This window comes from Nonomuraea sp. NPDC046570, assembly GCF_040645915.1.
Classification (GTDB): Bacteria; Actinomycetota; Actinomycetes; order Streptosporangiales; family Streptosporangiaceae; genus Nonomuraea.
This window is the reverse complement of record NZ_JBEYZF010000021.1, coordinates 51,091-74,889: the sequence shown is the minus strand read 5'-3', so window position 1 is coordinate 74,889 and position 23,799 is coordinate 51,091. Positions and strand designations below refer to the sequence as shown.

Here is a 23,799-nt window from a genome sequence, read left to right as displayed (position 1 = left end):
TTCAGATCCCCGCGGGGACGATCGGCCAGCACTCGGCGAGGTCCACCTGACCGGCCACCACGGCGGTTCTGAGCCGCTCCGTGCCCGCCGAGCCGTCGCCTGCCAGGGTCGCGAGGCCGGTCCGGCCGCGGATCTCCTCGGCCAGCGCGGCCAGCGTCAGGTCCGGCGGGCCGGGCGACTCCAGCCGGATGACGTCCACCCCCGACGCCCGGAAGGACTCGAGGTCCTTAGCGAGCCCGGCCGGGACCGTGACGGCGCGCAGTGCCGTTCCGGCCGCGTCCGTCGCCGCCTTCAGGTCGGAGGGCGGCGAGCTGAACTCCACGTAGCCGAAGCCCGCCTGCGCCGCCGCCTTCGCGAGCATGGGGTCGGGCGCGATCCTGACACCCGGCACCGCGTCGGTGCGCGCCGCGATGAACCTCGCCAGTTCCGCCCAGGCGTCCCAGTCGAGGCCGTCGGCCATCCCGTCGAGGTCGATCACGACCAGCCCGGCCCCGGCGAGGGCGAGGCCGCCGAAGCGGGCCAGATCCAGGTCGCGGGCATCAGCGGACCCGGCGGGCGCGGGCGGGCGGGTCACCACGACCCTGGTCGCCAGCCTGGTGCCGGCGATGGTGATCGGGGCGCACAGCGGATCGGCGCCCGAACGCGCCGCGGCGCTGCCCGCGAACCACCCCGCCACCTCGCGGGCGAGGCGCGGGTCGGCGCCCCGCAGCCGGTCGTAGGACAGGGCGCCCGTGCGGGTGAGGTACTGGAAGGCGACCTGGTGCGGGTCGCCGTCCATCCGCTCGCCGAAGGTCTCCCACCAGGTCTGGCTGGCCGCGGCCCTGGACTGCAGGTGCTCTACCGGTGGGCGGCGCTCCGCCTCGTAGCGGGCGAACGCCTCGGGCGGATCGGCCGCCGCGACCAGGTGGCGGACCAGGGACAGCGAGTCCTCCATGGCCATCGTGGTGCCCGAGCCGATGGAGAAGTGCGCGGTGTGCGCGGCGTCACCGACCAGCACCACGTTGCCCGCGCTCCAGCGGTCGCACCGCACGTTGCGGAAGTTCGCCCACCGGGACCTGTTGCCCAGCAGCGGGCGCCCGCCGAGGTCGTCGCGGAAGAGCCTCTCCAGGTGGCGGATGCCGAGCAGGTCGCTCCCCTCGTCGTTCAGGGGCGGGTCCGCCTGGTCGAGCCCGGCGCGCCGCCAGGTGTCCTCGTCGGTCTCGACCAGGAAGGTGGCCAGGCCGGGGGCGTAGGGGTAGGCGTGCGAGGCCCACGCCCCGTGCTCGTCGGCGACCAGGCTGAACGTCATGCCCGCCAGGTCGATCTCGGCGCCCAGCCAGATGTACTTCGCCCGGCCCAGGCTCTCGGTCACGCCCAGCTCCTCGCCGAGGGCGGCGCGGGTGGAGCTGTTGGCGCCGTCCGCTCCGACGATCACGGTGGCGTCGACGGAGCGCACGTCGGCGGGCGTGCCGTACTTCAGCGTCACGCCGGCTTCGAGGGCCTGCTCGCGCAGGATGCGCAGCAGTTCGGCGCGGCTGACGGCGAGCCCGCCGCGCGGGCCCCAGCGCAGGTCGGTGCCACGGTGGCGGAGCGACATCCCATGCCCGACCACCCCGGCCCCGAGGATGCGGCGGTGCGTGCCCGGGTCGCGCTCCGCGAGCTCGTCGAGGAGCCGGTCGGCCAGGCCGATGCCGAACCCGAAGGTCGCGTCGGAGGTGTTGCGTTCGTAGACGGTGACGTGCCACGACGGATCGGCCCTGCGGAGCAGTCTGGCGAGGAACAGGCCGGCCGGGCCGCCGCCCAAACAGACCAGGGTGCGGTCACCCATGGAACTCCTAACCTTACGTCGAATATTCTACGTAAGCGTAAATCCTTGGGTGGCCGTGTGCAACCGCTCATCGGCGCTGCCGGGTTCAGGTCTTGGCGGGCTCCTTGGCGGTGGGCGCGCCGGTCGCCCTGAGCAGGGGGTGGCTGTAGAGGAGGACCGCCACGAGCGCGAGGATCGCGATGGCCGCCAGCAGCGGCAGGACCGGCGAGAGGGAGTACAGGGCGGTGGCGGCGGTGGGGGCGAGCACGAAGGTGAGGGCGTTGTTGGCGGCCAGCAGTCCGGCGAGGCCGCCCTGTTCCTGCCGGGACACGGTGAGCGTCGGCCCTGCGGTGTAGCCGGGGATGGCCAGTCCCAGCCCCAGGCCGACGAGCAGCACGGCGGCGATGAACACGGGCAGGCCCAGGTCGGGCAGCAGCAGGACCAGACCGGTCAGGGCGGTCAGCGTGCCGGCCCGCATCAGCCGCCGGCTCGTCCAGCCCACCCTGGGCACGATGACCGCCTGCGCGGCGAGCATCCCGACGCCGGCCGCGAGGAGGGTGCCGCCGGTCGCGGTGGCGGTGGCGGTGGCCGACAGGCCGTTGCGGTCCTGGATGAGGAAGCCGATCAGGATCTGCACGAAGCCGAGCGCGGTGAACATGCCGAACCCGGCCAGCAGGTACGGCCACACGCGGGCGCCGAACGGGTTGACGCGGGGCGGCGCCGCGACGAGCTCGCGCGCTTCCTGCGGCTTGACGAACACCACCAGGCCGATGGTGCCCGCCGCCAGGATCACCGGGATCGCGTAGAGCGGGGCGAGCATGCCGAACCCCCCGAGCAGCCCGCCGAGGGCCGCACCCGCGATCATCGCGATGCCCTGCGCCGCCCCGATCCCGGCGATGCCCGCGATCCGCTCCTTCTCCGTCGTCGTGGCGTCGGCCACATACGCCTGGACCGTGGGCGGCACGGCGGCGAAGGCCGCGCCGAACAGCACGCCCCGGGTGAGGAGGAACAGGGCGAACAGCAGGCCGCCGGTCACCAGCGCGGCCATGCCCGCCTGCGCCAGCGCCGCGAAGGCCAGCATGGACACCGTCGCCAGGGCCAGCGCGCCGACGAGCACGGGTTTGCGGCCCCACTGCAGGGACTTGCGCCCCCAGAACTGGCTGGTGAGCACGACCACGATCGCCGCGGTGCTGATGATCGTCCCGACCTGCCACTCCGCCAGCCCGACCTCGCGGGCCAGCGGGGCGATCAGCGGATTCAGGGTCTGTTGCCCGAGAACGATGATGAACACGGTCAGGTAGAGCACGCGGAAGCGCTTCATGTCACCTGATCTACCGGCACGTCGGCGGCGTGGACGACCTCATCGACGTCGGCCTGTCATGGCTGATCCGGCGGACCGCCTGGCCCGCCGAAGGGGAGAACTGGCGGGAGGTCCTGGAGGGCACCGCCTGGACGGTCTGGGGGATCCTGCGCGACAACCCCGGCCTCACCCTCGCGGCGGGCAACCGCCTGTTCGTCAACGACGAGCTCATGGTCGCCTTCAACGAGCTCTGCCTGGCCCTGACCCGTCACGGGTTCTCCATCGGCGAGGCCACGCTCGCCGCCGACTTCGTCCTGGACCTGACCTTCGACAGCATGCTCACCCACGACTTCCTGGTGGCCGGCACGCTGGGCTCCGACCCCGGCCGCGAACCACCGCGCGCGTGGACCGCCAACCTGGACCCCCGCGTCCTGGAGATCATCACCGACGCGGCCGGAGACGGGCACCAGCGGTGGTTCGCGGGCAAGCTCGGGCTCGCCCTCGACGGGATCGAGCACCAGCGCGGGGCGTGAGGCGGCTCACCTCTCCCAGACGGGCTCGCCCTCGACGAACGTCAGGTCGACGCGTGTCCGGCTGATCTCGCCGAGGACGGTCTCGTCGAGCCGGCGGTCGAGGACCACCAGGTCGGCGTGGGCGCCTGGTTCCAGGGTCCCCGCCTCGTGCTCGCGCCGCAGGGCGTGGGCCGACCCCGCCGTGGCGGCCCGCAGAGCCGAACGCAGGCTCATCGCCTCCCCGGGCGCGAACAGCGGGGCGTCCGGCTCCTCGGGATGGCTCCGGTTCACCGCGACGTGGATCCAGTCCATCGGATCGGGCGTGCTGACCGGCCAGTCACTGCCGAACGCCACACGCACCCCCGCCTCCTCCAGCGTGCGGAAGCGGTACTGCAACCCGGCCAGGTAGCCCGGAAGGTAGGGGATCGTCAGGTCGAGCATCTGCGGGTCGGCCTGCGCCCAGTACGGCTGGACGTTCGCGATGACGTCGAGCGCCGCCATCCGCGCGACGCTGCGGTCGTCCGCGATCTGCAGGTGCGCGAGCTGGTGGCGCCGGTCGCGCGGCCCGTTGGCCCGGTGCGCCGCCTCCACCAGGTCGAGGCACTCACTGACCGCCCGGTCCCCGATCGCGTGGAAGTGCAGGTCGAATCCCGCCGCGTCCATCTCGGTCACCGCCCCGGCCAGCTCGGCGGGGTCGAAGAACGTCAGGCCGGTCCCCGCGTCCGGGACGCCGACGTACGGGCGCGACAGCGCGGCCGTGTGGGTCTCGCACACCCCGTCGTACATGATCTTGACGGCGGTGCAGGCGAACCGGGAACCCGGCACGCAGTCGCGGCGCTGGTCGGCCAGCGCGGCGAGGGTGTCCGGGCCGGCGTCGCGGGGCCACCACAGGGCTCCGGTGACGCGGGCCCGCAGGCTGCCGTCGGCGGCGGCCCGCCGGTAGACGTCGTAGATGTCGGTGGTGGGGACGAACGGCCCGACGATGGCGTCCTCCCACGAGGTCACCCCGTGGGAGAACAGCCGCCGCTGGGCCTCCAGCAGGCCGCGGCGCAGATCCTCGGCGTCCACCGGCGGGATCAGGTGGGAGACGAGCTGCATGGCCGACTCGTGGAGCAGCCCGCTCGGCGTGCCGTCGGCGTCGAGGTCCACGCGGCCGCCCGGCGGCGGGTCGCGGAGCAGCTCGGGCGCCACCCGGTCGAGCGCCGCCGTACTGACCCAGGCGCTGTGCCCGTCGCGGTTGGCCAGGTAGGCGGGGCGGCCGGAGCAGACGGCGTCGAGCTCCTGCCGGGTCGGCGGCCGCCCGGCGAAGTGGGGCAGCGCCCAGCCGCGCCCGATGATCCACTCGTCGTCCGGACGGCTGCGCGCGTACTCGGCCACCGTGCGCAGCACCTCCTCGCGGCTGCCGCAGGCGGTGAGGTCGCACCGCAGCAGCTCGACCCCCGACTCGGGCACGTGCACGTGGGAGTCGGCGAAGGCGGGCAGCACCGAACGGCCGGCCGCGTCCAGCGTCTCCGTGCCCGCCGGGGCCACCGGGACCCCGGCGTCTTCCGGGATCACCTCGGCGATCCGGCCGTCCGCTACACGGATCGACCACGAAGTCTCCGCACGTACGGCCAGGGGCAGATGGGCGTTGCGGATCAGCAGGTTTCCCGCCATCGGGAGGTCTCGCTTTCTGCGGGCCGGAAGGGGAAGGTCAGCGGACGCCGGACAGGGCGTCGACGGCGTCCTTGGAACCGCCGCCACGCCGCAGCACGAGCGCCACGGCCGCCAGCGCGGCCAGGGTCAGCAGCAGCATCACCGCCGACATCGCGGCCAGCTCGGGGCGCAGTCCCGCGCGGACCGCGCTGAAGACGTACACCGGCCACGGCGTCGCCCCGGAGACCTGCACGAACGCCGAGATGATCGTGTTGTCGAGGCTCAGGGTGAACGCCATCAGCGCCCCGGCCAGCACCGACGGCAGCAGCAGCGGCAGGGTGATCAGGCGGAAGCGTCGCAGCGGCGGCGTGTACAGGTCGGCCGCCGCCTCCTCCAGGGAGGCGTCCATGCCCTGCATCCGGGCGCGGACCAGGAAGGTCACCACCGCGGTCGCGAACAGCGAATGAGAGACGACGAGCCGGACCCACCCGCTATTGAAGATCGTCAGGCCCTGGTCCACGCCGAGGGAGACGAACCAGGGGAGCAGCGCCACACCGGAGACGATCTCCGGCGTCACCAGGACCAGGCCGAGCAGCGCGGTGACGAGCCGCCCGCTGCGCCCGCCGGGACGCCGGGCCAGGGCGTAGCCGCACAGCGTGCCCAGCACCACGGCGACCGCCGCCGCTCCGGCCGCCGCCCGCACGGACGTGGACACCGTGGCGATGATCTCCTGGTTGGACAGCGCCGCGGTGTAGGCGTCGAGGCCCACCCCCTCCCACGAGGCCAGCAGCCGCCCGGTGTTGAAGGAGTAGACGACGATGACGGCGATCGGGACGAAGAGGAACACGAGCACGAGCACCCCCCACACGCCGAGGGCCCGATCCGTCGCCGGCCGCGCGCTCATGCGGGGCTCCCTTCCGCGAGGCCGGCGAGCTCCACGCGCCGCCGACGGGTGAGCAGCCTGGTGCACACGGCCCCGGCGACGGCCGTGGCCAGGATCGTCGCGGAGATCACCAGGATCAGCACGACGGCCATCGCCGAGCCGAGCGCCCAGTTCTGGGCCTGCTGGAACTGACTGGCGACGAGCTGGCCCACCATGTTGCCGCGCGCGCCGCCGAGGACGGCTGCCGTGACGTAGTCGCCCATCAGCGGGATGAAGACGAGCAGCAGTCCCGCGACGATGCCCGGCCGCGCGAGCGGCAGCGTGACCTGCAGCATCGTCCGCCACCGGTTCGCGCCGAGATCCTTGCTGGCCTCGCGCAGCGAACCGTCGACCCGGTCCAGCGCCACGTACAAGGGAAGGATCATCATGGGCAGGTAGTTGTAGACGACGCCCAGCAGCACGGCTCCCCGGGTGAAGAGCATCGAGAACGGCTCGTCGATCAGCCCGAGCCCCTGCAGCGTCCGGGAGGCGAAGCCCTCGGGGGACAGGACCACCTGCCAGCCGATGGTGCGGATCAGGAAGTTCGTCCAGAACGGCACCAGCACCAGGGCCAGCACCAGGAAACGCCGCTGGGGGCGTACCTTGACGGCCAGCCAGTAGGCGAAGGGGAGGCCGATCGCCAGGCAGAGCGCGGTCCCGGCCAGGCCGATGCGCAGCGTGCCGGCGAAGCTGGCGGTGAACGTGTCGCTGAGCGCCTCGCCGTACCGGTCCAGCGACAGCACGTCGTTGGCGTGCGTCTGGTACAGCCCCGGCTTGCGTCCGAGGGAGTACCAGAACACCAGCCCGACCGGAGCCACGAAGAACAGCGCGAGCCACGCCAGGGTGGGTACGGCGAGCAGTCCCGCGGGACCCGCTCGCCGCAGCGCTCGGCGGGGCGAGGTCATGAGCCGGCCTTGGCCTTCATCTTGTTGACGATGGCCATCCGCCGCTCCTGGCCCTCGTTGATGACGCCGGTGTACATCGTGGCGAGCTGGGCGGCGGGCGGGAAGATCATGTCGAGCAGCCCGAGCTTGAGCTTCCCGGCCTCCTCCTCGCTGCCGGTGATGCCGGTGCCGTACCCCACGAAGTCGACCTGCTTGATGGCCACGGCCGGGTCGAGCACGTAGTTGATGAGCTGGTGGGCGGCGTCGGAGTTCGCGCTGCCCTTCACGATCGCCCAGTTGTCCATCCAGAGGTTGGTCTTCGGGCCGGGCAGCACCCACTTCCAGCGGCTCTGCTCGCTGCTCGCCAGGATGCCGCGCCGGGCGTCGCCGTTCCAGCAGTGCATGAGGGCGTGCGTGCCCTGCGGGATCGCGCTGCTGCCAGGGGCGGAGTCGTAGGCGGCGATGTGCGGGGCGAGCTTGTCGACGAGGAAGGTCTCGATCTCGTCGAGCTGGGCCTTGTCCGTGGTGCTCTGGTGCCAGCCTCTGGCGAAACAGAGCATGGCGCAGATCTCGCCCGGGTCGTCGACCAGGGAGGTCTTGCCGCTGGCCTCGTTCGCGGCGGCGTCGAAGAAGTCCTCCCAGGTGGCCAGCTCCCGGGTGATCACCTTCGTGTCGTAGACGAAGCCGGTGGTCCCCCAGTACTTGGTGACCGTGTACTTGTTGCCCGCGTCCCACTCCTGGCCGCGGAAGGCCTTGTCCAGGTTGGCGAGGTTGGGCAGCTTGGCGTGGTCCAGCTCCTGCAGCAGGCCGTTCGCGGCCATCTGCGGGACGAAGACGCCGGTCGGGATGACGAGGTCGTAGCCGCTCGTCCCCTTGGCCGCCGCCAGCTTCGCGATCATCTCCTCGTTGGAGCTGTAGGAGTCGACGAGCACCTTGGGTCCGTGCTTCGCGGTGAACTCCGCGAGCATCTTGGGGTCGTCGTAGGCGCTCCACGAGTACGCGCGCAGGGTCGCGGCCGACCCCGAGCCGCCGGAGCCGCCCGAAGAGCCACCGCACGCGGCGAGCAGCGGCGCCCCGACCGCGGCGGCGAGACCGGCGAGGAAGGTACGGCGGGGCAGACCGGCCACCCGCGCCGCGGGCGCCAGCAGCCGGGGGGTGTTGTCGTTGAGGTTCATGCGGCGCTTCCGATCGGGGCTGGGGTGGAGGCTTCGGCGGGGAAGACATGGACATCGGCTGGGGTCCAGGAGCACCAGACCCGGGCGCCGTCGGCGAGCCGGCCGGCCTGCCGGCGGGGCACGCGGGCCAGCAGTTCCTGGCCGGAGTCGGCGTGCACCAGGTACTGGAGGACGTCGCCGAGGAGGGAGACCGCGGCGACGGTGCCGGGCAGCGCGTTGGCCGGCTCGGCGGGCGGCTTCTCGGCGACGCCGACGGCCTCGGGCCGCACCGCGGCGCGCACGGCGGCCCCCGCACCCGGCGCGGTGACGGGCTCGGCGAGTTGGAGCGTTCCACCGGCGATCTCGACCGATCGGCCGCCGGCGGCGAGGGTGCCGGGCAGGAAGTTCTGCTGGCCGATGAACCCGGCGACGAACGCGGTGGCCGGCCGCTCGTACACGGTGTAGGGGTCGGCGATCTGCTCGATCCGGCCGTTCAGCATGACGGCGATCCGGTCGCTCATCGACAGGGCCTCCTCCTGGTCGTGCGTGACGAACACGAACGTCGTGCCCAGGCGGCCCTGCAGGAGCTTCAGCTCGACCTGCATGTCCTCGCGGAGTTTGCGGTCGAGGGCGCCCAGCGGCTCGTCGAGGAGCAGCACGCTCGGCCGGTTGACCAGCGCCCGCGCGAGGGCGACGCGCTGCTGCTGGCCGCCGGAGAGCTGACTCGGCTTGCGGTCGGCGAAGCGCGTCATCCGCACCATGTCGAGCGCCTCGGCGACCCGGGGGCGGATCTGCGACCGGTCGACGCCGCGGCGCTGGCGCAGGCCGTACGCGATGTTCGCGGCGACGGTCATGTGCGGGAAGAGCGCGTAGGACTGGAAGACGGTGTTGATGTCGCGCTTGTGCGGCGGCAGGTGCTGGACGGCCGCGCCCGAGATGAGGACCTCGCCGCGGTCGGGCTGCTCGAAACCGGCGAGCATGCGCAGCGTGGTCGTCTTGCCGCAGCCCGACGGGCCGAGCAGGGAGAGGAACTCCCCCGGCCGTACCGACAGATCGAGGTCGTCGACGACGGTCACCCCGCCGAACGACTTGCTTACCCCGCGAAGTTCGACGGAGCCGCTCTCGGCGGCGGCGGTCTGGGTGTCGCTCACACGACCTCCTTCTGGGATTCGGCGAGGACGCGAAGCACCCGCCCGACGATGTGCTCGGCGGAGGCGACGAAGTCGACGGTCAGGCCGGGCTCGTCGTCGGTGAGCGGTTCGAGCGCCGCGTACTGCGCGGCGACCAGGGAGACCGGCATGAAGTGCCCTTCGCGTCCGCTGACCCGGGCGGCGGCGACGTCGGGGGGCCCCTCCAGGTAGAGGAACCACGCTCCGGGCGCCCTGTCGCGCAGGACGTCGCGGTAGGACCGCTTGAGCGCGGAGCAGCTCACGACCCCGCCGGACGTCGCGTGCGCGCCGAGCCAGGCGGCGATCGCGTGCAGCCAGGGCTCGCGGTCGGCGTCGTCCAGCGCTTCGCCGGCGCTCATCTTCGCGACGTTGTCCTCGCTGTGGAAGGCGTCGGCGTCGGCGTAGTCGACCTTCAGCGAGTCGGCCAGGGCGTGTCCGACGGTGGTCTTGCCGGCGCCGGTCACCCCCATCACGATCACCAAAGGTGCTACCAATTCTGCAACGCTCATGAAGATCCTGTCCCTGACGCCACGATGTCTGAGTATATTGAGGCAAAAATACGATCCAAAGCAAGTACCAAGTTAATAAAGCATATGAATCAGAGAGGCGGACGCATGCCTGGTGGGCCGGACAGACCGCAGCCGACCGACCGTTCAGGAGGGCTGCACGACCGTGTGCTCGACCGGTTGGGGCTGGCGATCGTCTCGGGAGAGACCCCCGAGGGCGAGGTGCTCCGCATCGAGCAGCTGGAGGAGAGCCTCGGGGTGTCGCGCACGGTCATGCGCGAGGCCATCCGCGTGCTGGAGTCCATGCAGGTGGTGGCGAGCAGGCGGCGGATCGGCGTCACCGTGCTGCCTCGCTCCCAGTGGAACGTCTTCGACCCCCGGATCATCCGCTGGCGGCTGGACGGGCCCGACCGGATGGCCCAGCTCGAGTCCCTGAGCCAGCTGCGCTGCGGCCTCGAACCGGTCGCCGCCTCACTCGCCGCCACCCGGTGCACGCCGGAGCAGTGCGGCACACTCATGTCGGCGGTCATCGGCATGTCGGTGACGGCCAAGCGCGGCGACCTGGACGCCTACCTGGAACACGACACGATGTTCCATCGCACCATCCTGGAGGCTTCGGGCAACGACATGTTCTCGGCGCTGGGGCAGGTCGTGGCGGAGGTGCTGGCCGGCCGTACCCATCACAACCTGATGCCGGCCGAGCCCGAGGCGGCGGCGATCCGCATGCACGCCGACGTGGCCGAGGCCATCCAGCTGGGCCAGGCCCGCGAGGCCGAGACGGCGATGCGTGCCGTAGTCCTGGAGTCGATCGAGGCGATGTCGTTGAACACCGGGATCGAAGGCGCGTAGAGGTCCTTGCCCGGCGCATCGCCGCCCCAGGTCCAAGGAAGCGGGACCCGGGGCGGCGATGGGAGTGGCTCAGGCGGCCGGTAGGGGCAGGTAGTCGCAGTCGTAGCCGAAGTAGCGGGGGCCCGCCAGCTTCAGTCCGGCCGGAGACGTCCAGCGGGGGTCGCAGGGCGCGGCGATGACCGTGACCCGCAGGCCGTACCGCATCGCCTCGGTCGTCACCGGCTCGCCGGAGTCGGTGTCGAGCACGCAGATCAGGTCCGGCGTGGTGGCCACGATCTCGCCGTCCCTGCGCGCGAGCAGGTGCTCGTTCTGGAAGCTGAGCTCCAGCGCGCCCGTCCCCTCCAGCCGCGCCCGCCCGCGGGCGAACCCGCCGGTGGTGCGCCGCTCGACGTCGACGACCTTGCCGGTGAACAGCCGCACCCCGCCGAGCACGCCGAGCGCGGCCGCGACCGGGTCGGCGTGCTCGGCGCGGGCCAGCCGTACGGCCCGGCCCAGGTTCTCCGCCAGCGTCAGCGTGGCGGGCACCAGCCCGTCGCGTAGCTGGTCACCGCGCAGGACCGTGTCCGCGGTGGAGACCTGGCAGCCCATCTGCACGCACGCGGCCCTGGAGATGCGCTCGGCCCAGCGGTTGGACACCGCGTCCACGACCAGCGTGTTGCCCTTGTCGTCGGCCAGCGCCATCGGCGTGTTCGACACGCCGATCAGCGTCGGGAGCACCATCTGCGCCTCGGGGAAGGCCCTGCCCATCGCGTCGCCGTCCACCAGCGGCAGTCCCGCCTGGGCGGCGGCGGCGATGGGGATCATCGAGTTCACGCCGCCGACCTCGATGGGCACGATGTGGGTGGCGGGCCGGCCGATCACCGCCTCCAGAGCGCGCAGCGCGGTGAGCTCCTCGGTGCCCGCGGGGAGCTTCTCCAGCAGCACCGTCGGCGCGCCCATGCCCGAGACGGGCACGACGGTCGCGTCGGCGGGCACCTCGCCGATGTCGTACAGGGGCACCGGGCCGTGCCTGCGGATGGCCTCGCGGGCCAGCAGCTTGCCGATGTACGGGTCGCCGCCGCCGCCGGTGCCGAGGATCCCGGCGCCGCGGGCCATGTCGTCCAGCTGGTCGATCCCGATCTCACGCATTGTTCTTCTCCAGGTCCAGGTCGCCGACGGCCTTCACCCTGATCCGGATGGCGTCACCCGGCAGGTAGGCGAGCGGTACTTCCTCCACGTCCACGATCCGTACGCTGCCCGCGGTCGCCCCCGCGCGCTCGGCGCGGGCGACGGCCTCCTCCTTGGCCTCCTTGAGCACGGCCTCGCGCGGCCCGGAGAACACCCGGTCCACCTCGCCGCCCACCTGGGCGATGGCCGCGCCGACCGCGTTGGCCACCTCGAAGTGGGCGGGCCTGCGCACGTGGTCGAAGCCGGGCAGCTCGCTGATCAGGATGCTGCCGCCGCCGACGAGCACGACGGGCAGCGGATCCGAGGAGGTGCGCATGCGGTCCACCGCCTCCGCCACCCGCTCCGCGATGATCTTCAAGGAGCGCTCCGGGTTCACCCCGGCGACGAGCGAGACGTCGCCGATGGCGGCGTGGCGCGCGGCGACGGCCAGATCGGTCGCGGTGAGCGTGGAACCGCCGAAGACCAGCGCCTCCGACGTCAGCCGGAAGCCGACGCTGCGCGGCCCGACGGACCCGTCCTCGGCGACGATCGAGCCACCGCCGATCCCGATCGACAGCACATCGGGGATGCGGAAGTTGGTGCGCACCTCGGCGACCAGCGCCTCGCCCGCCGCCTCGCGCGGGAAGCCGCCGGACAGGATGCCCACGTCGGTGGTGGTGCCGCCGATGTCGACGACCGCGCAGTCGGTCAGCCCGGACAGGTACGCGGCCCCGCGCATCGAGTTGGTCGGCCCCGAGGCGAAGGTCGCCACCGGGTAGCGGCGGGCGTGCGCCACGTCCATCAGCGTGCCGTCGTTCTGCGACAGGAACAGCGGCGCGTCGATCCCCGCCACCCGCAGCGCCTCGCCGAACGCGGCCACCGTACGGTCGGCCAGCGGGCGCAGGGCGGCGTTCACGATGGTGGCGTTCTCCCTGGCCAGCAGGCCGACCCTGCCGATCTCGCTGGACAGCGACAGGTGTACGTCAGGGCCGAGCTCGGCGGCCAGGATCTCCGCCGCCCGCCGCTCGGACTCGTCGCTGACGGGGGAGAACACCGAGGAGATCGCGACCGAGCGCAGGCCGCGCGCCCTGATGTCGGCGGCGACCCGCCTCAGCTCCTCGGGGTCCAGGTCGGAGATGGGGGTGCCGTCGTACTCGTGCCCGCCGTGGCACAGGTACACCGCGCCCTCGACGGCCTCGCGCAGCCGCTCGGGCCAGTCGACCAGGGGTGGCAGCGCGGCCGTGGCGGGCAGGCCGAGCCGTACGGCGGCGACCGGCTCCAGCCTGGCGGCCTCCACCAGGGCGTTGACGAAGTGGGTCGTGCCGATCATCACCGCGGACACCTCGGTGGCGTCGAGGCCCGTGAGGGCCTTGGCGACGCCGCCGGTGACGTCCGCGGTGGTGGGGGTCTTGACGGTGGCCAGCACCTGGCCGTCGTCGCCGATGAGGGCGGCGTCGGTGTTGGTGCCGCCTACGTCGATACCGATGCGCATGAGGGGGACTTTCTGTCAGACGGTGAGGGCGGGCTGCTCGACGAGGGTTTCGCGGGTTCCGCGGACCAGCCCGAGCTTGCCGGCCACGATGTAGGCCACACCGGCCAGGAGCAGGGAGTTGAGCGCCGGGATGCCGATCCACTGGTGGTGGTCGCTGAGCCAGCCGAACAGCGCGGCGGCGGCCCAGATGACCAGCGTGGCGGGCACCCAGGCGGGCTCGGTGTCGGGCAGCCTGCCCATCGCGCGGGAGCTGTCCAGGACCGGGCGCCAGCGCTTCACCACGAAGTACTCCGCGACCATGATCCCGGCGATCGGCGGGGTGATGACGCCGAGGATCAGCAGGAAGTCGGTGAAGCGCTCCAGGATGCCGGCGGCGGCGAGGAGGCTGCCGAGCAGGCCGATGCCGATCGTGACGGCGGCGCGGTTGAGCCGGACGCCGGTGGTCGACTCGACGGCGTTGAGCAGGCCGAGCGAGGAGGAGTAGAGGTTCCAGTTGTTGATCTTCACGGTGGCGGAGATCAGCACGATGACGCCGATCACGCCGGAGGAGGCGGTGATGATCGCGATCACGTCGGAGGACTTGACCGCGTAGGCCAGCAGCACGCCGGCCAGGCCGAGGACGTACTCGCCCAGCGAGATGCCGACCAGTGTCTGCTTGACCACGTCGCCGGTGTTGCGGTTGAACCTGGTCATGTCGGGGGTGGTGACCGCGCCGATGATGTAGGAGCCCGCGACGATCGTGGCGCCGGTCGCGATGGTGATCGGCTCCCCGAACGGCGAGGAGGCGACCAGGGTGCCCAGGTCGTGCCTGGAGATCTCCACCCACATCGCCCATCCGGCCAGGCCGAGGAAGGCGGGCACGGTGATGAACGCCGTCATGCCCATCACCTTGAAACCGCGGATGACCAGCAGCGTCACGCCGAGTCCGGCGATCAGGGACCAGGCCCACAGCGGGAGCCAGGACATGATCGAGTGCAGGCCGGTCGCGAAGACCGCGGTCTGCACGCCGAACCAGCCGAACAGGCTGAGCGTGATGATGACGCCGATGAGCGTCGAGCCGTACCGGCCGAAACCGGTCCACCGGGCGAGCATGGAGGTGGACAGGCCCTCGCGCATGCCGGCGATGCCGACGAAGATGCAGACGACCTCCAGGATCACCGAACCGAGGGTGAACGCCCAGAACGCGCCCCAGAACGACAGGCCCGCGCCCAGCGTGGCGCCGAGCAGGAACTGCGTCAGGTCGGAGAGCTGGCCGAACCGCTGCACCGCCACGTTGAACCAGGGGTAGCGGGCGCTCGGCGGCACCCGCTCCAGGGGATAGTCCTCATCGATCATCGCTGCTGCCTTTCTCGGGGGGTCACAAGCGCGAGGGGGGACCCGCGGCTCGGGCGCGAACTCGGACGAACTGGCCGGGCAGGTAGGCGAGCCGGGTGTCGTGCACGTCGAGGATCCGCACGTGCCGGGGGTCGGCCCCGGCCCGTACGGCGCTCGCCCTGGCCTCCTCGACCACCGCCTCCACCGCGGCGGGCAGCGCGGAGCGGTCGGGCAGCCGGATGATCCGTTCGTACTGGCCGCCCACGGGACTGACGGCCGCACCGATGGCCCCCGCGCCCAGCCCGTGCTCGGGATGCAGCCCTTCCCGTACGGCGTGCGCCCCGCCGCCGACCACGACCAGCGGCAGCCGCCCGGCACCCGGCTGGAGCCGGTCCACGGCCTCGGCCAGCTCCGCGGGATCGAACGGCCTGGGCACCCGGATCAGGCCGGGAATGCGGAACCCGACGGACACCCCGCCGATGCTGGCCCCGTCGACGGCCTCCTCGGGGAAGCCGCCGGCCAGCGCGAGGACGCTGATGCGGTCCGCGCCCACGTCGGCGACCACGGCGTCCTCCAGCCCGGTCAGCACGCCCGCGCCGCGCACCACACTGGCGGGGCCGCTGCCCAGGCTGAGCCCCGGGTGCCTGGCGAGGTGCTCCAGGCTCATCAGCGTGCCGTCGCCGCGGGTCACGAACATGGCCGCGCCGGGGGAGAGACCCGTGAGCGTGGCGGCCAGCCGCTCGGCGACCGCGCTCGCGAAACCGGAGAGCGCGGCGTCGAGGACGGTGGCGTTCTCGCGCTCCAGCAGGCCGAGCGAGCCGAGGTCGGCCGACAGCGCGATCGGCAGGTCACCGAGCTCGGCCCTGATGATCTCGGCCGCCTCGTGCTCCTGCTCGTCGTCCAGCGGGGAGAACAGGCCGGTGACGGCGACGGCCTGCGCCGTGCCCGCCATCCGGGCGGCGAAGCGGGCGACGGCGTCGCGGTCCAGGGGCGTCCAGTCCTCGCGGTCGAGCCCGCCGCCGCCGTCCACGATCTCGGTGCCCGCGCTGACGGCCGCGCGCAGGTCCTGCGGCCAGCCGAACAGGGGCCGTACCGCCCGCGCGGAGTGGCCGCTGATGCGGAGGACGGCGACCTTGCGGAGGCCGCGGCGCTTGGTCACCGAGGTGGCGGCGCCGCGCAGGCCCACCGCGACCTGGGTCAGCTCGGGCCGGGGCAGGCGCCCGAGCGCGGCCTGGACGCTGGCGACGGGGTCGTCGGGGGTGGAGGCGACCTTGACGGTGGCGAGCACCCTGCTGTGCTCGTCGAGGAGGGCGGCGTCGGTGTTGGTGGGCCCGACGTCCACGCCCGCCTTCACGAGGCCCCTTCCCGCTCGCCGCTCTGAAGGGGGGAGCCCGACCGGCGGGGGGAGCCGGTCGGGCCCGTGGGGGAGGTGGGGGGAGCGGGGGAAGTGGGGGTGCCCGTCCGGCAGGGGGAACCGGACGGGCCGGGGGAGTGCGCCCGGCCAGAGGGGGCGGCCGGGGCGGAGGGGGAGCTCTGGGTGGGGGAGCCTTGGGTGGGGACGGCGGGGAGCCCGGTCAGGCCGAAGGCGGCGGGACCCGCCAGGCGGAGGCCCTCGGGGGTGTGCCAGACCGGGTCGCAGGGGACGCTCAGCACGCTGACCCGCAGGCCGTACCTGACCTGTTCGGTCTGCACGACCTCGCCGGTGTGGGTGTCGAGCATCGCGATGATGTCGGGGACGACCGCCACGGGCTCGCCGTCCTCGATGACCGCGAGGAACTCGCTCTCCGCCTCGATCCTGGCGAGCCTGCCCAGGTCGGGGCCGAGACCCTCGATCAGGATGGAGTTCGCCGCCTCGGCCACCTTGCCGGTGATCAGGGGGGCGGGCAGGGAGGTGCCGAGCTCTACCGCGCGGGTGACCGAGCCGAGTGAGGTGGCGGTGGCGACCTGGTCGCCGCGCATGATGTACTCGCTGGTCGCCACCTGGCCGCCGAACGCCTCCAGGGAGGCGCGGACCAGCCGCTCCAGCCAGCGGCCCGTCACGTGGTCGATGACCAGCGTCCGGCCGCGTTCGTCGCACGCCACCGCGGGGGTGGCGGCGATGCCGCGCAGCTGCATCACGGTCTGGTCCATGCCGGGGAACGCGCGGCCCATGCCGTCGGCGTCCACCAGCGGCAGGCCGAGCCGGGCCGCCCAGGCGACGGCGAGACAGCCGTTGGCGCCGCCGATCTCGCTGGCCATGAGGGCGCCGACGCGGATGCCGTACAGCTCCTCGATCTTGTCGCGCAGGTGCACGGGTTCTTCGGTGCCGCCGATCCGCTCCGACATCACCGCGGAGGAGCCCGCGGTGCCGACCGGCATGACCAGCAGCTCGGGGTCCAGCTCGGCGGGCTGGACGACGTGGACGGGGCCGAGATCCTCCAGCGCCTGCAGCGCGGCGGCGCGCGCGATCATCACGGGCCCGCCGCCTCCTGAGCCGAGGACGGCGCAGCCTCTCGCGAATGCGGGGAGCAGCCCGGTGTCGATGTCCACCCGTCCAGGTTATGAAATCGCAGGTCAGGCTTAGTGTGCTGGGAGCACCTTTTTGAGAGTTCGATGTGCTGGTGGCACACTTGGGGCATGTATCTGCTGGAAGAGCTGAGGGTCCTGGCGGGACCGGAGACGCCGGGAGCCGCCTCCGGGGTGGGCCTGGTCGAGGATCTGAGGGACGTGGCGGGGCAGCCGCCGGGCGCGGTGCTGGTGCTGACCGGGGCGGCCTCCAGGGACGCGGCGGGATACCGGCTGGACGTCGCCCTGCGCGACGCGGCGGCGGCGGGCGTGGCGGCGCTGGTGCTCACCGCGCCCGCCGAGATCGGCCGCAGCGCCGCCGCGCTCGCCGAGCGGGGCGGGGTGGCGCTGCTCGCGGCGGAGGGTGATCTGGCGGCGCTGGTCGTGGCCATCGACAGGGCGATCGCGGGTGACGCCTCCGACGCGCTGGTCAGGGCGACGGAGGCGGCTGAGGGCGTGCTGCGGGCGGGGGGCGTGCCCGAGCGGATCGCGCAGGAGGCGAGCGCCGCGCTCGGGGTCGAGGTGCGCGCCGAGGGCACCGCCTTCTCCGCCGACGAGCCTGGCGGGCATCTGGGCAGGGCCACCGGGATCGTGCTGCGGCTGTCGGCGCTGGCCGCCGCGGCGGGACCCGCCGACGAGTTGCCCGGCCGCTCGCGCGCGCAGTTGCTGACCGAGTTGCTGGTCGCGCCGGAGAAGCAGGCGCAGGAACTGGCCCCGAGGGCCAGAGCCCTCGGGTTGCCCGTCGACGAATGGCACATCGTGCTGCGCCTGGAGCCGGTGATGGACGAGGGCCCGGAACGCTACGCCCTGCTGGAGACCGTGGCCCCCCGGGCGGCGCGGGCGGTGCGCGAGATCGTCGGGTCGTCCTGGAACGGCGCCCTGGCGGGCGACGCGCTGGTGGTCGTCCGTACCCAGCCGCGCGACCAGGGCCGGGCCGGGCTGCGCGAGGCGATCCGCGACGCGGGCCGCCTGCTCGACCGGGTCCGCCCGGCGGGGGCCGAGCTGCGCTGCGGGGTGAGCACCGCGCACCAGGGCCTGCTCGGCCTGCGCACCTCGGCCTCCGAGGCCCGTACGGCGCTGCGCCGCAGCCCTCTCCCCCTCGCGACCTACGACCTGGCCGGACTGGACCGGATGCTGGAGGAGTGGTACTCCTCCGACACCGCCCAGCAGGCGGTCAGGGAACTGCTCCAGCCCATCCTCGACCTCGGCGGCGACCGGCCCGGACACCTGCTCGGCATCCTGCGCGCCTACCTGGACCATCATGGCTCGCCCGCGCGTGCGGCGGAGGAGATGCACATGCACCGCAACGCGGTGAGCAGGAACATCCGCCGCATCGAGACCCTGCTGCAGGCCGACCTCGACGACCCGCAGCAGAGGCTCGCACTCCAGCTGGCCTGCCGGGCGGCGAGGATCTGACAGGCGGCTCGGGTGTGACCCGGGGCATACGGTGGCCACACGGGGAGGCGCCGGGTTGCCGGAGGAGATCCTGCGAGCCGAGTGGGCCGGGCTGGTCGACTGTCGTGACCTGGGCGTGCCGCATCGGGTGCGTAGAGCTCGGCACCCGGATCGGTGGCGGGCCTCGCCTGCCTTCGTTCGGACTCAGTGGGGCTTTGATGGTTCGGCCGTCGGCGGCCGTCTGTTCTTGTCCGGGGCCGGGGGTGAGCGGCGTCGACGCGCCGCGCTTCGGATCGCGTCGGCGGTCGCGATCACGACGGCGGCCGCGACGCCGGCCTGCCAGCTCAACCACCAGGTCACGGCCACGCCGCCGCCCATGGCGAACGTGGCCCGCAGCGCCAGCCGCCGGGCCTGGGCGCGGGCGCGCGCGGAACGCCACGACGCCTGAACCAGTTCGACGTTGCCCAGCGCGATCTCCTCGCTGTGCCGGTCGCCGGTGTCACGGAAGATCGCGGCGGCGGTGGTCTGAGCCGTGACGGCCTCCTCGAAGCGCCCCACCTGGCGCAGGGCGAGGCCGAGGCCGGTCAGCGCCTGGCCCTCCCTGTGCAGGTCGTCCATGTCGTGGTAGATCCGGGCGGCGTCCTGGTGGGCGGTGACAGCCTCCAGGAACCGGTGCGTCTCCTGCAGGGCCAGGCCCAGGCTGGTCAGCGCCACCGCTTCGCTGTGCCGGTCGTCGAGTTCGCGCCAGACCTGGATGGCGTCCTGGTGGGCGGAGATGGCCTCGTCGAACCGCCGCACCTCGTGCAGCGCGTTCCCCAGGCCGGTCAGCGCCGAGGCTGTGCCGCCGCGGTCGCCGAGCTCGCGGCAGACCCCCAGGTCCAGTTCGTGGGCGGTGACGGCTTCCGCGAACCGTCTCGCCTGCTGGAGGGTGACGCCGAGGTCGTACAGCGCGCCTGCTTCGCCGCGCCGGTTGCCGGCGTCACGGTAGATCTCCCGCACCTCGTGGTGAACGGCCATGGCCTCGTCGAACCGCCGGGTCTCCCTGAGGGCGCTCGCCATGTGGTTCAGCGTGATCTGTCGTGGAAGCCCGGGCGTTCACGCTCGGGAGGAAGCGGCAGCGGGGGAGGCCTGCCAAGGGCCGAGTGGTGCGGTGACGGCAACTTTCGGGGAGCGGTTCAGCCTGGGTGTTTCTGGTTTTCGATGTATTGCTTGATGATGGACAGCGGTGCTCCGCCGCACGAGGCTGCGAAGTACGAGGGTGACCAGAAGTGGGCGCCCCGCAGGTATGTGCGGATGTGGTCGGGGTATTCCTGTCGCAATCTCCGGACACGCCTTTGAGGGAGCCGACCAGCCTGGACAGGGAGACTTTCGGCGGGTAGTGCACCAGCAGGTGCACGTGATCACGCTCGCCGTTGAACTCGACCAGCTCGGTCTCGAAGTCGGCGCAGACGGCCCGCATGATTTCTTCGCATCGCGTGAGGATTTCGTCGGTGAACGGTCCGCGCCGGTATTTTGGGTGTAAAGACCAAGTGTGCGTGGAGGGTGTAGACCACCGTACGGCCCCTGCGAAGGTTGGGGTTTGGCTCCCAGCGTGGTGACATGGATGGCACGATCTTCCATGTGAAGATCGTCGTGCAGGTGAAGCTGATGCCGGAGGCCGATCAGGCCTCCACGCTGTCGGTGACCCTGCGGGCGGTCAACGACGCCGCGAACTGGGTGTCGGCCGTGGCATTCGAGCACGGCGTGCCGCGTGAGTATGAGCTAGCTGCGCAAGCACACCTACGCCGAGTTGAAGACGCGGGGGCTGGGGGCACAGGCCGCTCAGCACACCATCAAGAAGGTCCGCGATGCCTACACCACATTGAAGGCGAACATCCGTGCCGGGAACCTCGGCAAGAAGAGCTCAAAGCGCCGGACCAAAGCGGAGTCCAAGCCGATCACCTTCCGTCCACAGGCGGCGCACCCGTTTGACGACCGGTGTCTGAGCTGGCAGTACGACGCTCAGACCCTCAGTATCTGGACCACCGCCGGGCGTATCAAGAACGTCCGCTTCGTCTGTTCCGCCGACACGCTCAAGACGCTGCGTGAACACCGCAAGGGCGAGTCCGATCTGATCGAACGCGACGGCGTGTTCTACCTGATCGCCGTGTGCGAGGTACCCGAAGCCCCGCTCAACGAGCACCCCGACGGCTGGCTCGGCGTGGACCTCGGCATCGTCGACATCGCCACCGTGGACGGCATGACGCCGTTCAACGGACGTGCTCTGAACCGGCACCGCAAGCGGCAGCTCGAACTTCGCCGCAAGCTCCAGGCCAAGGGCGCCAAGTCCGCGAGACGACGGCTCAAGCATCGCCGCCGCAAAGAGCAGCGGCACGCCGCGAACGTCAACCACATCATCTCGAAGAAGATCGTGACCGAGGCTGCACGCACCTCCTGCGGTATCGCCCTGGAAGACCTGGGCGGAATCCGGGAGAGGGTACGGCTCCGCAAGCCCCAACGGGTCACGCTCCACTCCTGGGCTTTCCACCAGCTCGGGACCTTCCTTGAGTACAAGGCGCGGCGGGCGGGCGTCCCGCTGGTGCACGTCGATTCGGCCTACACCAGTCAGGAATGCGCCGACTGCCACCACATCGAGAAGAACAACCGGGTCAACCAGGCCCTCTTCATCTGCCGGAACTGCGGGGTCGTTGCCCACGCCGACCGGAATGCTTCCCGCAACATCGCCGCACGCGGCGAGGCCGCGTGGATTGCGGGGCGTGAGTCACGCGTCCCAGCCACCCCATAGGTGGTCTGGACGGAGGAGGCCACACCACAGCCAGTAGTGCCCTACCTCCAAGCCCGGTCCTTAAGGGCCGGGTCAAGTTGACGGCTATGCCCTCGCAGTGCCGGTCGCCGGTGGCGCGACACAACCGTGCGGCCTCCTGGAGTGTCGCTGGAAGCGCCGAACCTCGCGCAGGGCGATCCCGAGCGTGGTCAGCGCCCGGCCCTCGCCGTCCCGGTCGCCGAGGTGTCGGGCGGCCTCGAGGGCGAGGGTGGACAAGGTGACCCAGTCGTTGGAGTGCCGCCGCAACTGCAGGAAGTCCCACATCGCCAGGGGGAGATCCTTGGCCATGGCGGTGCGGGCGGCGGCGGAATCCCCAGGGCGCGGAGGAATCCCTCCAGCGCCTGGCCCACCTCCACCCGGCGAGCGGGGTCGTAGCCGAACATGTCGGCGAACAGCACGCCGCCCGGGAACCAGCCCCGCGCCAGCGCGGCGCGAGCGGCCTGGACGGCCAGCTCGGTCTTGCCGACCCCGCCCATCCCGCCGACCGCGGTCACCACCACGGCTGATCCGGCGGCCGTCTCCCCGGTCGCCGTGGCGTGGGGGGCCAGGCCGTCCAGCACCGTCTGGAGATCATCGATGCGGCCGGTGAACGCCGGTGAGCCCGCGGGCAGCCCGGACAGTGCGGGAGTCACCTGCGGCGGCAGTTGGACGGTCAGGTCGCGGCCCTGGATCACCGTGGAGAAGAAGGTCCCGCCGCTGATGTGGTTGTGGGTGTCTCCGCTCATCACGTCATCCAGCGGTGGTGCTGCCGGGCTCGTCCGAGGAACGGGGCGGCGGGGAGCCGAGGGCGATCTGGTCGAAGTCGCGGCCCTGCGTGACCGGGCCGTGGAAGGTGCCGCCGCTGATGGTGTTCCTGACCTCGGACGGGCCGCCGGCGGCCGGAGCCTGCTCGCCTGCCCGGCGGTCTCTCACCATCGCGTAGATCGCCAGTGCCAGACCGGCGAGGGCGACGAACGCGCTGATCACGCTGGCCGCCTGGTCGGCCCGCTCCAACCCGACACGGGCGAAATAGACGCTCATCCCGATGGCGGTCCCCGCGAAAAGGGTGCCACCGACCCATTTCAGAATGCGCGCTGACATGGCTCCATCATGGCGTCGCGGCTAGGTCGCATGAAGTGATCCGGAGAAAAGGGCTCAGGCGGAGGTACAGAGGTCCTTGGCGGTGAGGGCCGCCTCCAGCAGGCGGGCCTCGGCGGGGACCGCGAGGTCGAGGCCCGTCAGGGCGGTCACCCGGTGCAGCCGGTAGTCCAGGGTGTTGCGGTGGATGTGCAGGTCCCTGGCGGCCTGGCTGCGGTTGTGACCGCGGTTCACGAACGCGCGCAGGGTGCTGACCAGGTGGGGGTGGCCGTCCAGCGGGTCGAGCTTGGCGGCGAGCCTGGTCAGCCCGCCCCCGGGCCTGGCCAACTGGTATTCGAGGAGGACGTCGTCGAAGCGGTAGAGCCCCGGCGGGCGGCCGAGCCGCCGCACGATCTCCATGACCCGGCCCGCCTCCTCGGCGGCCTCGGGGATCAGACCGGGTTCGGCGGCCAGGGCGGCGGCCACCACGACGGGCCGCCCGCCCGCCTCGGCCACCCTGCCCACCAGGGCGCGCAGATCGGGCGCGCCCGGCAGCAGCGCCACCCCGCCCGTGTGGTCGAGGACGGCGAGCACCGGCGTGCCCGTACTCGCGTCCAGGGCGGACTGCACGAACCTGACGGTACGGCGGTCGGCCGGCCGGGCACTGGTGAAGCGGATCTCCAGCACCTCGTAGGAGGCCGCGATCGTCACCCGTGCCGCCTCGGCCAGCGCCTCGTACGGCTGGCCGGACAGCAGCGCGCTCACCAGCGCCCGCCGTACCTTCCCCTCCTCGCTGCGGATGTCCTCCTGCGCCTGTAGGTGGGCGATGGCGACGGCAGGTAGGGCCGAGCGCAGGCAGCCGAGCAGGTCCATGCCCGCCCCGGCCAGTTCCCCGGGTGTCGCGGCCTCCGCCAGCGCACCCCACCAGACCTCGGCGCCGATGAGGTAGGCGGTGAGCACGGCCTCCAGCGGGACGCGTTCCTCGGCTCGCCGGGCAGACCACGCGATGAGCTCGGTCAGGGTGCCGGGACCGAGCGCCTCGCCCTCGCGCAGCGTCCGCAGCATCAGCCCGAGCACCGCCGTGACCGACCGGCTGACCTCCTCGTCGAGGACCTCCCTGGGCAGCTCCCGGTAGAAGGGCACCTCGGACTCGCATCGCGCGACCACCGCCCGGGTGAGTTCCCTGCTGCGCCGGGCCATGCGGGCGTGGAGGTCGAGCATCCAGGGATCGTCACATCGCACAAACCCGTGCGTCAATCATTGCCGCGAAAGCGGAGAGACGGCGGGCGCCGCCTGAATCAGGATGTGCGA

General features: G+C 72.2%; 22 protein-coding genes and 1 pseudogene. 5 read left to right on the top strand and 18 right to left on the bottom strand.

Annotated elements, in window-relative coordinates; genetic code table 11:
• Position 1: 1 nt before the first annotated feature.
• Entirely contained in the window at positions 2 to 1,807 is a 1,806-nt protein-coding gene (locus ABZ911_RS28590; RefSeq protein ID WP_358062410.1) for an FAD-dependent monooxygenase, read from the bottom strand.
• An 85-nt stretch (positions 1,808 to 1,892) separates the two neighbouring features.
• Positions 1,893 to 3,107, bottom strand: coding sequence for an MFS transporter (locus ABZ911_RS28585; RefSeq protein WP_358062407.1), 1,215 nt, complete (start codon positions 3,105 to 3,107; stop codon positions 1,893 to 1,895).
• A 29-nt stretch (positions 3,108 to 3,136) separates the two neighbouring features.
• On the opposite strand from ABZ911_RS28585, the gene ABZ911_RS28580 reads away from it, so the two are divergent.
• Positions 3,137 to 3,619 carry a hypothetical protein gene (locus ABZ911_RS28580; protein ID WP_358062404.1) on the top strand — a complete coding sequence of 161 codons (483 nt, stop codon included), beginning with the start codon at positions 3,137 to 3,139 and terminating at the stop codon, positions 3,617 to 3,619.
• A 6-nt stretch (positions 3,620 to 3,625) separates the two neighbouring features.
• Here the strand turns inward: ABZ911_RS28580 and ABZ911_RS28575 are convergent, their stop codons facing one another.
• Genes ABZ911_RS28575 through ABZ911_RS28550 form a run of 6 tightly spaced genes read right to left on the bottom strand, consistent with a single transcriptional unit; the run spans position 3,626 to position 9,856 of the window.
• On the bottom strand, positions 3,626 to 5,254 hold the full coding sequence (locus tag ABZ911_RS28575) for an amidohydrolase (RefSeq protein WP_358062401.1): 1,629 nt from the start codon (positions 5,252 to 5,254) through the stop codon (positions 3,626 to 3,628).
• Between the two features lie 37 nt (positions 5,255 to 5,291).
• Positions 5,292 to 6,137 (bottom strand): ABC transporter permease, encoded by an 846-nt coding sequence (locus tag ABZ911_RS28570; protein WP_358062398.1) that lies wholly within the window; start codon positions 6,135 to 6,137, stop codon positions 5,292 to 5,294.
• Positions 6,134 to 7,060, bottom strand: coding sequence for an ABC transporter permease (locus ABZ911_RS28565; RefSeq protein WP_358062396.1), 927 nt, complete (start codon positions 7,058 to 7,060; stop codon positions 6,134 to 6,136). Before ABZ911_RS28565 ends, ABZ911_RS28570 begins: the two co-directional genes overlap by 4 nt.
• Positions 7,057 to 8,214 (bottom strand): spermidine/putrescine ABC transporter substrate-binding protein, encoded by a 1,158-nt coding sequence (locus tag ABZ911_RS28560; RefSeq protein WP_358062393.1) that lies wholly within the window; start codon positions 8,212 to 8,214, stop codon positions 7,057 to 7,059. Before ABZ911_RS28560 ends, ABZ911_RS28565 begins: the two co-directional genes overlap by 4 nt.
• Positions 8,211 to 9,344 (bottom strand): ABC transporter ATP-binding protein, encoded by a 1,134-nt coding sequence (locus tag ABZ911_RS28555; RefSeq protein WP_358062390.1) that lies wholly within the window; start codon positions 9,342 to 9,344, stop codon positions 8,211 to 8,213. Before ABZ911_RS28555 ends, ABZ911_RS28560 begins: the two co-directional genes overlap by 4 nt.
• The gene (locus ABZ911_RS28550; protein ID WP_358062387.1) at positions 9,341 to 9,856 is read right to left on the bottom strand and encodes a gluconokinase; all 516 of its coding nucleotides are present in this window, start codon (positions 9,854 to 9,856) and stop codon (positions 9,341 to 9,343) included. Before ABZ911_RS28550 ends, ABZ911_RS28555 begins: the two co-directional genes overlap by 4 nt.
• A gap of 180 nt (positions 9,857 to 10,036) precedes the next feature.
• Between ABZ911_RS28550 and ABZ911_RS28545 the strand changes: the two genes are divergently transcribed.
• Positions 10,037 to 10,717, top strand: a complete 681-nt coding sequence (locus ABZ911_RS28545; RefSeq protein ID WP_358062384.1) for an FCD domain-containing protein — start codon at positions 10,037 to 10,039, stop codon at positions 10,715 to 10,717.
• 69 nt (positions 10,718 to 10,786) lie between these two features.
• On the opposite strand, the gene ABZ911_RS28540 is transcribed toward ABZ911_RS28545, so the two are convergent.
• Genes ABZ911_RS28540 through ABZ911_RS28520 form a run of 5 tightly spaced genes read right to left on the bottom strand, consistent with a single transcriptional unit; the run spans position 10,787 to position 17,198 of the window.
• Entirely contained in the window at positions 10,787 to 11,845 is a 1,059-nt protein-coding gene (locus ABZ911_RS28540) for a DUF917 domain-containing protein (protein WP_358062381.1), read from the bottom strand.
• Positions 11,838 to 13,355 carry a hydantoinase/oxoprolinase family protein gene (locus ABZ911_RS28535; RefSeq protein ID WP_358062378.1) on the bottom strand — a complete coding sequence of 506 codons (1,518 nt, stop codon included), beginning with the start codon at positions 13,353 to 13,355 and terminating at the stop codon, positions 11,838 to 11,840. The genes ABZ911_RS28540 and ABZ911_RS28535 overlap by 8 nt, the downstream gene beginning before the upstream one ends.
• Positions 13,356 to 13,370: 15 nt before the next feature.
• A complete protein-coding gene (locus ABZ911_RS28530; protein WP_358062376.1) occupies positions 13,371 to 14,690 on the bottom strand; it encodes a cytosine permease in 1,320 nt (439 codons plus the stop codon).
• 22 nt (positions 14,691 to 14,712) lie between these two features.
• Complete coding sequence (locus tag ABZ911_RS28525; RefSeq protein WP_358062373.1) at positions 14,713 to 16,023, bottom strand: hydantoinase/oxoprolinase N-terminal domain-containing protein; 1,311 nt, start codon at positions 16,021 to 16,023, stop codon at positions 14,713 to 14,715.
• Complete coding sequence (locus ABZ911_RS28520) at positions 16,020 to 17,198, bottom strand: DUF917 domain-containing protein (protein ID WP_358062370.1); 1,179 nt, start codon at positions 17,196 to 17,198, stop codon at positions 16,020 to 16,022. The genes ABZ911_RS28525 and ABZ911_RS28520 overlap by 4 nt, the downstream gene beginning before the upstream one ends.
• Before the next feature lie 87 nt (positions 17,199 to 17,285).
• Between ABZ911_RS28520 and ABZ911_RS28515 the strand changes: the two genes are divergently transcribed.
• Positions 17,286 to 18,629: a helix-turn-helix domain-containing protein gene (locus tag ABZ911_RS28515; protein ID WP_358062367.1), complete on the top strand. Its 1,344-nt coding sequence runs from the start codon at positions 17,286 to 17,288 to the stop codon at positions 18,627 to 18,629.
• A 183-nt stretch (positions 18,630 to 18,812) separates the two neighbouring features.
• On the opposite strand, the gene ABZ911_RS28510 is transcribed toward ABZ911_RS28515, so the two are convergent.
• Together ABZ911_RS28510 and tnpA are read right to left on the bottom strand one after the other, a co-directional pair.
• Complete coding sequence (locus ABZ911_RS28510; RefSeq protein ID WP_358062577.1) at positions 18,813 to 19,676, bottom strand: tetratricopeptide repeat protein; 864 nt, start codon at positions 19,674 to 19,676, stop codon at positions 18,813 to 18,815.
• Between the two features lie 107 nt (positions 19,677 to 19,783).
• Positions 19,784 to 20,067, bottom strand: a pseudogene (gene tnpA / locus ABZ911_RS28505) (IS200/IS605 family transposase).
• Between tnpA and ABZ911_RS28500 the strand changes: the two are divergent.
• Entirely contained in the window at positions 20,005 to 20,130 is a 126-nt protein-coding gene (locus ABZ911_RS28500; RefSeq protein ID WP_358062579.1) for a hypothetical protein, read from the top strand. The pseudogene tnpA and the gene ABZ911_RS28500 overlap by 63 nt on opposite strands.
• A 267-nt stretch (positions 20,131 to 20,397) precedes the next feature.
• Complete coding sequence (locus tag ABZ911_RS28495; RefSeq protein ID WP_358062364.1) at positions 20,398 to 21,393, top strand: transposase; 996 nt, start codon at positions 20,398 to 20,400, stop codon at positions 21,391 to 21,393.
• A 188-nt stretch (positions 21,394 to 21,581) separates the two neighbouring features.
• Here the strand turns inward: ABZ911_RS28495 and ABZ911_RS28490 are convergent, their stop codons facing one another.
• The 3 genes from ABZ911_RS28490 to ABZ911_RS28480 are packed head-to-tail and all read right to left on the bottom strand — an operon-like array spanning position 21,582 to position 23,709.
• A complete protein-coding gene (locus ABZ911_RS28490) occupies positions 21,582 to 22,157 on the bottom strand; it encodes a hypothetical protein (RefSeq protein WP_358062361.1) in 576 nt (191 codons plus the stop codon).
• A gap of 4 nt (positions 22,158 to 22,161) precedes the next feature.
• Positions 22,162 to 22,512 carry a hypothetical protein gene (locus ABZ911_RS28485; protein WP_358062359.1) on the bottom strand — a complete coding sequence of 117 codons (351 nt, stop codon included), beginning with the start codon at positions 22,510 to 22,512 and terminating at the stop codon, positions 22,162 to 22,164.
• Positions 22,513 to 22,566: 54 nt separating this feature from the next.
• Complete coding sequence (locus ABZ911_RS28480; RefSeq protein WP_358062356.1) at positions 22,567 to 23,709, bottom strand: helix-turn-helix domain-containing protein; 1,143 nt, start codon at positions 23,707 to 23,709, stop codon at positions 22,567 to 22,569.
• Positions 23,710 to 23,799: the final 90 nt, after the last annotated feature.